The following is a 10,265-nucleotide window of genomic DNA, read 5'->3' on the forward strand; positions in this document are numbered from 1 at the left end:
GCCGCCGGTCCACCGGCGCGCTCCCCGAGCTGTAGGTGGCCCCGGTGCCCAGCTCGGGTACGGCGGCTCCCCTCCTGGACCCGTAGAGCACCTGCTCCAGGCCGGACACCAGGCGACGCACGTCGACCTGGGGGCGCACCACGAGTCTCAGGAAGCGGCTCGACGACCCGATCTTGTTGCCGCACTCGCGGACCAGGATCCGGTGCTCGGTGAGCATCCGGTCCCGGACCACGGTGCCCTCGGCACCGACGGGAAGCCGCACGAACAGGAAGTTGCCCTGGGAGGGGTAGACCGTGAGGCCGGGGAGCGCGGAGAGCTGGCTGGCCATCTCCAGGCGGTCGCGGCGGATCTGCGTCAGGCTCTGCGTGTACTCCGCGCCGTGCTCCTTGAGCATGAACACCACGTGCTCGGCGAAGGAGTTGAGGTTCCATTTGGGCAGCATGGAGCGGACGCGGCCGGCCAGGGCCGGGTTCGCCACCAGATAACCGAAGCGGATGCCGTGCAGGCCGAAGTTCTTGCCGAGGCTGCGCAGGACGACGACGTTCGGGCGGAGCATGGCCTCCTGCACCACGCTCGGCTCGGTCTCCGCGTCGGCGAACTCCAGGAACGACTCGTCCACGACCACCAGGTCCAGGTCCGCCATCGCGTCCATGAACTGCACCACCGACTGCTTGCGCACATAGCCGCCGTCGGGGTTGTTCGGGTTGCAGATCACGGCCACCCGGGTCCGCCGCGCCCGGATGAACTCGGCGTACTGGGCGAGGTCCAGGGCGAACCCGTTCGCCTCCTGGAGCGGGAACATGTCGACCCGCTTGCCCGTCTCCATCGGCTGGTCCGTCCAGCGGCCGAAGGTCGGGACGGGGATCGCCAGGGACTCGCGGACCAGCAGATGGTCGATCCAGGTGATCAGTTCCGTGGAGCCGTTGCCCATCGCCACGCAACTCTGCGGAAGCCTGAGGAGTTCGCAGAGTTCCGCCGTGATCGCGTCGGCGTCACTGGGGTAGTACGTGACGATCTCGCGCAGCCGGGCCGCCAGCACGTCGAACATGGCCGGGGTCGGGAAGTACGGGTTGCACGGAATGCAGAAGTCCACCGGCCCGGTCCCGTCGCCGCCCTCCCGCGTCAGCGCAGCCATCGAGGGGCTGTGCGCGGCGGTGCCGCGGAACAACGAGGTGACGTTGCCGGCCAAGGGGACCTCCGTTCGGGGTGGCCCGCGCGGGGGAGCACGGGCCACCCTTGGATACGGAGGCGCGCGGGGTGGCGTTCAACTCATGGTTCACGTGAGCCACTTCACGCCGGCGCCGCCACCTCACGCACCGAACGAGTGGATCGTCGTCGTACGGTACGTCTCACCTGGCCGGAGCACGGTGGAGGGGAACGACGGCTCGTTCGGCGAGTCCGGGAAGTGCTGGGTCTCCAGCGCCAGCCCGTCGCCCTGCCGGTAGGTGTGCCCGGACGGGCCGACGAGGGTGCCGTCGAGGAAGTTGCCCGAGTAGAACTGCACCCCCGGCTGATCGGTGAGGATCTTCAGGGTGCGGCCGGAGCCGGGGTCGCGCAGGGTCGCCACGTGCTCCGGCCGGCCGGTCACCCCCTTGTCGAGCACGAAGTTGTGGTCGTAGCCCTTGGCGGTGACCAGCTGCGGACGGCCGACTCGGATGTCCCGGCCGATCGGCTTGCGGCGGGTGAAGTCGAACGGGGTGCCCGCGGTCCTCGCCAGCTCCCCGGTGGGGATCAGGCCCGCGTCGGTCGGGGTGTACCGGCCCGCGGCCAGCCAGAGTTCGTGGTCGTAGACGCTGCCGCTGCCCTCGCCCGCCAGGTTGTAGTAGGTGTGGTTGGTGAGGTTGACGACCGTCGGCCTGTCGGTGGTGGCCTCGTAGTCGATCCGCCAGTCGCCGTGCCGGGTCAGCGTGAAGGTGACCTTCGTCCGCAGCGTGCCGGGGTAGCCCATCTCGCCGTCGGCGCTGGTGTAGTACAGGCGCAGGCCCACGTCCGGGCCCGCGCTGAACGGCTCGACGTCCCACACCTTGGTGTTGAAGCCCTTGGCGCCGCCGTGCAGGCTGTTGACGCCGTCGTTGACGGACAGCTGGTACGCCTTGCCGTCCAGGGTGAACCGGCCCCTGGCGATGCGGTTGCCGTAGCGGCCGATGGTGGCGCCGAAGTAGGTGGTCCCGGCGACGTACGCGGCGAGATTGTCGTAGCCGAGCGAGACGTTGGCGTACCGGCCGTGCCGGTCCGGGATCTCCAGGGACTGGACGATGCCGCCGTAGGAGAGGACCTTCAGCCGGGTGCCGCCGTTCTCCAGCGACCAGCGGTGGACCTTCGTGCCGTCGGCGAGCGTGCCGAAGAGCTCCTTCACCGGCTTCCTGCCCGAGGCGGCCGCCTGTGCCGTTCCGGCGCCGAGGGCCGTCGCGGCGAGGCCCGCGGCCGCCGCGCCTGCGATGACCGTGCGTCTGTTCAGTTCCATGGAGCGACTCCCTTGAGGTGGGTGGACAGGCACCCGCTGGGTTTCGCGCCCCGTGGGGGGCGCGGGGCCTTCCCGGCGGAGCCTTCGCCTACGAACCGGACTTGCGCTTGTTCCACACGTCGAACCCGACCGCCACCAGCAGGGCGAGACCCTTGATGACCTGCTGCCAGTCGGTGCCGACGCTGAGGAGGTTCATGCCGTTGTTCAGCACGCCGAGGACGAGACCGCCGATGATGGCGCCGAGGACGGTGCCGACACCGCCGCTCATGGACGCGCCACCGATGAACGACGAGGCGATGGCCTCGAGTTCGAAGTTGACGCCCGCCTTCGGCGAGGCCGCGTTCAGCCGGGCGGCGACCACCAGACCGGCCAGGGCCGCGAGCACGCCCATGTTCAGGAAGACGTGGAAGGTGACCTTCTTGTCCTTCACGCCGGAGAGCTTGGCCGCCGGCAGGTTGCCGCCGATCGCGTAGATGTGGCGGCCGAAGACGGCGTTGCGCATGACGTAGCCGTAGCCGACGACCAGCACGCCGAGGATGATCAGGACGATCGGGGCGCCCTTGTAGCTGGCGAGCAGCATGGTCAGCACCAGGATCGCGGCGACCAGGGCGGTCAGCTTCAGCAGGAACAGCCGGGTCGGCACGACGTCCAGGGAGAACTCCTGCTGGCGGCGGCGGTCCCGGAACTCCTGCCGCACCACGGCCGCGATCAGGACCAGGCCCAGCAGCAGGGTGAGGTTGTGGTAGTTGGTGTTCGGGCCGACCTCGGGCAGGAAGCCGTTGCCGATCTTCTGCAGGCCGTCCGGGAACGGGCCGAGGGTCTGGCCCTTGAGGAGGATCTCCGTCAGGCCGCGGAAGAGCAGCATCCCGGCGAGGGTGACGATGAACGACGGTATGCCGAGATAGGCGATCAGGAAGCCCTGTATCGAGCCCGCGACCGCGCCGACCAGCAGGCACAGCACCAGCGCGATCGGCCAGGACACCCCGTGCTGCACGGTCAGGACGGCCGCGAAGGCGCCGACGAACGCGGTGAGCGAGCCCACCGACAGATCGATGTGCCCGGCGATGATGACCAGCATCATGCCGATCGCGAGGATCAGGATGTAGCTGTTCTGCAGCACCAGGTTGGAGACGTTGCGCGGCAGCAGCAGGTCCCCGTCGGTCCAGACCGCGAAGAGGACCACGATCAGCCCCAGCGCGATCAGCATGCCGTACTGGCGCATGTTGCGGCGCAGGCCGTCCAGCATCAGGCCGAGCAGACCCGAGCCGGCCGCCCCTCCGCTCCTGCCCGGCGGCGCGGGGGCCGGGCTCTTGGCGGTCACATCCGTGCTCATCGCGTTACCTCTTCGTCCTTCGCCTTGTCTTTCGTCATATGGCGCATCAGCACTTCCTGCGTCGCCTCGGCCCGCGGCACCTCACCGGTCAGCCGCCCGGCGGCCATCGTGTAGATGCGGTCGCACATGCCGAGCAGTTCGGGCAGCTCGGAGGAGATGAAGACGACCGCCTTGCCCTGGGCGGCGAGCTGGTCGATCACCGTGTAGATCTCGTACTTGGCGCCCACGTCGATACCGCGGGTCGGCTCGTCCAGGATCAGCACGTCGGGCCCGGCGAAGATCCACTTGCTGAGGACGACCTTCTGCTGGTTGCCGCCGGACAGCTTGCCCACCGGCTCGAAGACCGTCGGGGCCTTGATGTTCATGGACGTGCGGTAGCCCTCGGCGACCTTCCGTTCCTCGTGCTCGTCCACCACACCGCGCCTGGCGACCTTGCCCAGCGCGGTCAGCGAGATGTTGCGGTTGACGGTGTCGATCAGGTTCAGGCCGTAGTGCTTGCGGTCCTCGGTGACGTAGGCGATGCCGTGGGCGACCGCCTCCGCCACCGTCTTCGTACGGATCTCCGTGCCGTCCTTGAGGACCGTGCCGCCGGCGTAACGGCCGTACGTGCGCCCGAAGACGCTCATCGCGAGTTCCGTGCGGCCGGCGCCCATCAGGCCCGCGATGCCGACGATCTCCCCGCGCCGGACGTGGACCGACACGTCGTCGACCACCATGCGCTGCCGGTCGATCGGGTGGAACACGGTCCAGCCCCGGACCTCCAGGGCCGGTGCCGCGCCCTCCTGCGGCCGGTGCGGGGTGCGTTCGGGGAAGCGGTGGTCGAGGTCGCGGCCGACCATGCCGGAGATGATCCGTTCCTCGGTGGTCTCCGGCGCCTTCACGTCGAGGGTCTCGATGGACCGGCCGTCCCGGATGATTGTCACCGAGTCGGCGACCCTGCGGATCTCGCCCAGCTTGTGGGAGATGATGATCGAGGTGATGCCCTGGTTCTTCAGCTCCAGGATGAGATCGAGGAGCTTGCCGCTGTCCTCGTCGTTCAGGGCCGCCGTCGGCTCGTCCAGGATCAGCAGCTTCACCTGCTTCGACAGCGCCTTGGCGATCTCCACGAGCTGCTGCTTGCCCACGCCGATGTCGGCGACCCGGGTCTCCGGGTGCTCGTGCAGACCGACCCGGCGCAGCAGCTCGGTCGCGTGGCGCAGGGTCTCCCGCCAGTCGATGAGCCCGCGCCGGGCGTGCTCGTTGCCGAGGAAGAGGTTCTCCGCGATGGACAGATGCGGCACCAGGGCCAGTTCCTGGTGGATGATGACGATGCCGCGCTGCTCGCTCGCCCGGATGTCCCGGAACCGGCAGACGTCGCCCTCGAAGAGGATGTCCCCCTCGTAACCGCCGTACGGGTGGACGCCGGAGAGCACCTTCATCAGGGTGGACTTGCCGGCGCCGTTCTCCCCGCAGATGGCGTGGACCTCGCCCTGCCGGACGGTCAGGGTGACGTCCGACAGCGCCTTGACACCGGGAAAGGTCTTGACGATCGAGCGCATTTCCAGGACGGGTCCCGCCATGGTCGTGCCTTCCAATCCGTAGGGGCCCGCGATTACTTGAGCTCGGAGGCGGTGTAGTAGCCGCCGTCGACCAGGACCTGCTGGTAGTTCGACTTGTCGACGCTGACCGGCTGGAGCAGGTAGGCGGGCACGACCTTGGAGCCGTTGTCGTAGGTCTTGGTGTCGTTGACCTGCGGCTTCTTGCCCTTCAGGGCGTCGTCGACCATCGTCGCGGCGACCTTGGCGAGCTGCCGGGTGTCCTTGTAGACGGTCTGCGTCTGCTCACCGGCGGTGATCGACTTCACGGAGGCGAGCTCGGCGTCCTGGCCGGTGACGACCGGCAGCGGGTTGCTCTTGGAGCCGTAGCCGTCGGACTTCAGCGCTGACAGGATGCCGATGGAGATGCCGTCGTACGGCGAGAGCACCGCGTCGACCCGGCCGCTCTTGTAGGCGGAGGTGAGGACGTCCTCCATGCGCTTCTGCGCGGTGGTGCCGTCCCAGCGCAGGGTGGTGACCTGGTTGAGCTTGGTCTGCCCGGACCTGACCACCAGCTGCTTCTTGTCGATGTACGGCTGGAGCACGCTCATCGCGCCGCCGAAGAAGTACTTGGTGTTGTTGTCGTCGTTGGACCCGGCGAACAGCTCTATGTTGAACGGGCCCTTCTTGCCGCTGTCCAGGCCCAGCTTGTGCACGATGTACGTGCCCTGGAGCACGCCGACCTTCTCGTTGTCGAACGAGGCGTAGTAGTCGACGTTCTTGGTGCCGAGGATGAGGCGGTCGTAGGCGATGACCGGGATGTGGGCGTCGGCCGCCTCCTGAAGGACGTTGTTCAGCGACTTGTTGTCGATCGCCGCGATGATCAGGCCCTTCACGCCCTGCGTGATGAGGTTCTCGATCTGCGAGACCTGGGTGTCCGGGTCGTCCTCGCCGTAGACCAGCTTGGCCTTGTAGCCCTTGGCCTGGAGGTTCTTGACGACGTTGTTGCCGTCGGCGATCCAGCGCTCGGAGGACTTGGTCGGCATCGCGATGCCGATGGTGGCGCCCTTGACGTCGCCGGTCTTCTCCTTGCTGCCGCCCGAGCTGTTCTGGCCGCAGGCGGTCAGGGTGAGGGCGAGCGAGGCGGCCGCGGCCATGGCGGCGAGTGCGCTGCTACGAGTGCGCATGGTGATCGGTCCCTGTTCTTCTCGTCGTGAGCTGTCTGGAGCGAGGTCGGTGAAGCGCGCCCGGGAGGGGCGTGGGGCCGCGGTCGTCACACGGCTCCGCCGCGATGGGTGAGCGACCGGCCGCGAACGGCCCGCGGTCCCCACGGCTCATCCCGCGCGGCGCTCGGTGGGGAAGCGGTCGAGGGTGCCGGGCAGCCGGGAGCCGAGGGGCGCCATGTCGCCGTCCGCGCCGTGCCGGGCGAGCAGGTCCAGGGCGAGCCGGCCGCGCCGCACCCGCTCCCGGGCGGTGTCCAGGGTCACGTCCCGCAGATGGGTGCCCCACGGGTAGATGCCGGGAGCCCTGGACAGACCGAACTTCAGATAGAGCGGGGCGCCGCGCCGGATCAGCTCGGCGACCTCGTACATCCGCACATAGCCGCCGAGGTCGTCGGGGGCCTCGATGTACATGTCCATGGGGGCGCCGGACACCCGGCGGATCTCGGTGAGGTGATCCAGCGTCAGGTCGCTGGGCACGTTGATCGAGTCGGCGCCGAGCCGCTCGTACACGGCGTACGAGGCCGGGTTGACCGGGCCGATCAGCGCCGAGACCTTCAGCGTGGTGCCGGCCGGGATGATCCCGTTCTCGCGGGCCCGGTGCAGGGTCCACAGCACGCCCTCGTCGGCCACCAGCAGGCATCCGACGCCCAGTTCGGTGGCCCGTACGGCGTCCTCGACGCAGCCGGCGACGGCGTCGTGGCCCCGGGCGCGCAGTCCGGCCCCCCGCGAGTCGGAGCGCACCGAGCCGCCGATGTCCCAGGTGCCGCGCGGGCCGGTGAACAGGCAGAGTTCGATGTCGCGTGCGGCGGTGGCCTCGACCATCTCGGTGATCTCGGCGTCGGTGAGCATCCACACGCCGCTGCCCTGGCTGATCCGGTGGATCGGCACGTCGAGGCGCGAGGCCTCCTTGAGGACGACCGCCAGCGCTTCGGGACCCTCGCACGAGGGGATCTCGGTGCGCCAGCGGCCGCCGCCCGGGAAGCTGTGGGCGGAGGCGTCGGCGGGGTCGAGGGCGGGCGCGCCCAGGCCGAGGGCGGCGAGCACCTGCTCGCCGGGCCTGCGGGCCGCCGGGGCGGAAGCGTCGGTCACTGGCTGTCCTTTGCGTACAGAGGGTTCGAGATTTCGAACGTGGTTCGCAACTCGGGGCAGAAAAAGGCCGTGGTGGTACGCCGGTCAGGGCGCCGTCAGGTCACGCCCTGACCGGCGTACGGCTAGGGGAGCAGCAGCACCTTGCCCACCTTCGGGTCGCCGGCCCCGACCAGCTCGATGGCCCGCGCGAACTCGGTCAGCGAGAGCTCGTGCGTGACCAGGGGCCGAGGGTCGAGCAGCCCGGCGCCGAACACCCGCACGGTGTGCGCCCAGGCGTCCGGCGGCGCGCCGAAGACCGTGTGCACCTCGAGCTGGCGTACGACGAGATCGGTCGGGTCGAGCCCGTCCGCGCCCGGCGCCGGGATCCCCGTCAGGACCAGGCGTCCGCCGCGCCGGAGCAGGGAGGCGGCGGTGCGCGCGGCCGACGCGGACCCGGCGGTCTCGATGACGACGTCGAAGTCGTCAGGCAGCGGCTGGTCCTTGACGCGGAAGCCGGTGGCCCCGAACCGCCGGGACAGCGCCTCCCGGTCGTCGCGCGTGCCCACCACCAGCAGCTCCGCCGGCGAGACGGCCCTCAGGAACTGCACGGCGAACATCCCGAGCGTGCCGGTGCCGACCACCGCGACCCGCTCGCCCGGCTGGGCGCGGGCCTTCAGCGCGGCGGCCGCGACACAGGCGGCCGGCTCCAGCAGGGCGGCGGCGGTGAGGTCGGCGTCGTCCGGCAGGACGTGCAGCAGCCGGGCCGGCAGGGTGAGCGTCGCGGCCATGGCGCCCGGCTGGGTGAATCCGGTCTCCTCGTACCCGGCCGTGCACAGCGTGGTCTCGCCCGCGTGGCAGCGGTCGCACACCTGGCAGTTGCGGAAGCCCTCGCCGACCACCTTGCGGCCGACGAGCGGGGCCGGGACACCGGGGCCCACCTCGGAGACGGTCCCGGACCACTCGTGCCCCGGCGTCAGCGGGTAACGCACGTACCCTTCGGGCCTGTTGCCCTGGTACACCTCGCGGTCGCTGCCGCAGACGCCGACCGCGTGCACGGTCACCAGGGCCTCGCCCGGGCCGGGCCCGCGGGGCGTGTGGTCCGCGAGCCGGTGCCGGCCCGGGGCCTCGACGACGACGGCGCCGCTCACTCGGACCCCTTCGGCCTGCGCTGCTCCCAGCCCTCGGCCCACAGGTCGAACCGGGCCTGCTGCTGCGGGAACTCGGCGGCCGCGTCCACGTCCAGCTCGACGCCCAGACCGGGCGCGTCGGAGAGGTGGAAGTAGCCGTCCACGACCTGCGGGGCGCCCTTGACGACCTTCTTGATCTCCGCGTCCGCGAAGTCGTTGAAGTGCTCGAGGATCTTGAAGTTCGGCGAGGTGAAGCCGACTTGGAGGGAGGCGGCGGTGAGCACCGGGCCGCCCACGTTGTGCGGGGCCACCAGCATGTAGTGGGTCTCGGCGGTCGCGGCGAGCTTGCGCGTCTCCCAGATGCCGCCGATGTGGCCGACGTCGGGCTGGAGGATGTCCGCGGCCTGGTTCTCGAACAGCTCCCGGAACTCGATCCGGTCGTGGATGCGCTCACCGGTGGCGACCGGCAGGTCCACCTTCTCGGCGACCTTCTTCAGCGCCTTGAGGTTCTCCGGCGGCACCGGCTCCTCCAGCCAGGCCGGCTCGAAGGGGGCCATCTCCCGGGCCAGCCGGACGGCGGTGGCGGGCGAGAAGCGGCCGTGCATCTCCAGCATCAGCTCGGCGTCCGGGCCGATGGCGTCGCGCACGGCCTCGATCAGCGAGACGGCGTACAGGGTCTGCCCGTGGTCGAGTTCGAAGTGCCCGGTGCCGAACGGGTCGATCTTCAGCGCCCGGTACCCGCGCTCCACGACCCCCTGGGCGGCCTTGTGGTACGCCTCGGGCGTTCGCTCGGTCGTGTACCACCCGTTGGCGTACGCCTTGACCCTGTCCGTCACCTTGCCGCCGAGCAGCTGCCACACCGGGACGCCGAGCGCCTTGCCCTTGATGTCCCAGCAGGCCGTCTCGACCACCGCGATGCCGGACATGACGATCTCGCCGGCGCGGCCGTAGTCGCCGTACTTCATCCGGCGCACGAGGTCCTCGATGGCGAACGGGTCCGAGCCGAGGATGTGATTGGCCTCGGCCTCCCGCAGATAGCCGATCAGCGCGTCGGTGTGACCGAGCATCCGCGTCTCGCCGACTCCCGTGATCCCCTCGTCGGTGTGCACCTGGACGTAGGTCAGGTTGCGCCACGGCGTGCCGACCACGTGTGTGCTGATTCCGGTGATGCGCACGGCAGTTGCCCCTCAGTCTGTTCGAGATTTCGTCACACGTTCGAAATGCTGGCGTGACAGTAAGGATGGGGCGGTCGGGGTGTCAATGGGTCGAACGGGTAACGGTTTCGGCAAGCCATTCGAGAGTTCTTTCGGTCCCGCACCAAACCTTCACAGCGCCGCCTAGGAACGTGACCGGCGCGGACTCTAGTCTTCCCGCGTCATGGACTACTGCCACCCGTGCCAACGGCACCTCAACGGCGCCCTGGCCTGCCCTGGGTGCGGAACACCGGCCGACCGGGTCGCCGTCCCCGCGGGCGTTCCGGCCGCGCCCGCGTACGCGGGCGCGGGGGAGACGCCGGGGTACGGCGGGTACCTCCCC

General features: G+C 69.8%; 9 protein-coding genes. 1 reads left to right on the plus strand and 8 read right to left on the minus strand.

Annotated elements, in window-relative coordinates; all coding sequences use genetic code 11:
- The 8 genes from ACWEN3_RS32345 to ACWEN3_RS32380 all read right to left on the minus strand — a co-directional run.
- The coding region (locus tag ACWEN3_RS32345; protein WP_452978017.1) for a pyridoxal phosphate-dependent aminotransferase at positions 1–1,189 on the minus strand (1,189 nt) is incomplete at its 3' end.
- 120 nt (positions 1,190–1,309) lie between these two features.
- On the minus strand, positions 1,310–2,464 hold the full coding sequence (locus ACWEN3_RS32350) for an aldose epimerase family protein (RefSeq protein ID WP_452978020.1): 1,155 nt from the start codon (positions 2,462–2,464) through the stop codon (positions 1,310–1,312).
- Positions 2,465–2,552: 88 nt separating this feature from the next.
- Positions 2,553–3,797, minus strand: a complete 1,245-nt coding sequence (gene mmsB / locus ACWEN3_RS32355) for a multiple monosaccharide ABC transporter permease (RefSeq protein WP_452978023.1) — start codon at positions 3,795–3,797, stop codon at positions 2,553–2,555.
- Positions 3,794–5,356: a multiple monosaccharide ABC transporter ATP-binding protein gene (gene mmsA / locus ACWEN3_RS32360; protein WP_452978026.1), complete on the minus strand. Its 1,563-nt coding sequence runs from the start codon at positions 5,354–5,356 to the stop codon at positions 3,794–3,796. Before mmsA ends, mmsB begins: the two co-directional genes overlap by 4 nt.
- Positions 5,357–5,388: 32 nt before the next feature.
- Positions 5,389–6,498 carry a multiple monosaccharide ABC transporter substrate-binding protein gene (gene chvE / locus ACWEN3_RS32365; RefSeq protein ID WP_452978029.1) on the minus strand — a complete coding sequence of 370 codons (1,110 nt, stop codon included), beginning with the start codon at positions 6,496–6,498 and terminating at the stop codon, positions 5,389–5,391.
- A 147-nt stretch (positions 6,499–6,645) separates the two neighbouring features.
- Positions 6,646–7,623 (minus strand): hypothetical protein, encoded by a 978-nt coding sequence (locus ACWEN3_RS32370; protein ID WP_452978032.1) that lies wholly within the window; start codon positions 7,621–7,623, stop codon positions 6,646–6,648.
- 122 nt (positions 7,624–7,745) lie between these two features.
- Positions 7,746–8,750 (minus strand): zinc-dependent alcohol dehydrogenase, encoded by a 1,005-nt coding sequence (locus ACWEN3_RS32375; protein WP_452978035.1) that lies wholly within the window; start codon positions 8,748–8,750, stop codon positions 7,746–7,748.
- Entirely contained in the window at positions 8,747–9,904 is a 1,158-nt protein-coding gene (locus ACWEN3_RS32380) for a mandelate racemase/muconate lactonizing enzyme family protein (protein WP_452978038.1), read from the minus strand. Before ACWEN3_RS32380 ends, ACWEN3_RS32375 begins: the two co-directional genes overlap by 4 nt.
- Before the next feature lie 202 nt (positions 9,905–10,106).
- Here ACWEN3_RS32380 and ACWEN3_RS32385 point away from each other — a divergent pair.
- Positions 10,107–10,265: SCO2400 family protein (locus tag ACWEN3_RS32385; protein ID WP_452978041.1), on the plus strand; the 159-nt coding region annotated here is incomplete at its 3' end.

Source organism: Streptomyces sp. NPDC004561, from assembly GCF_053602155.1.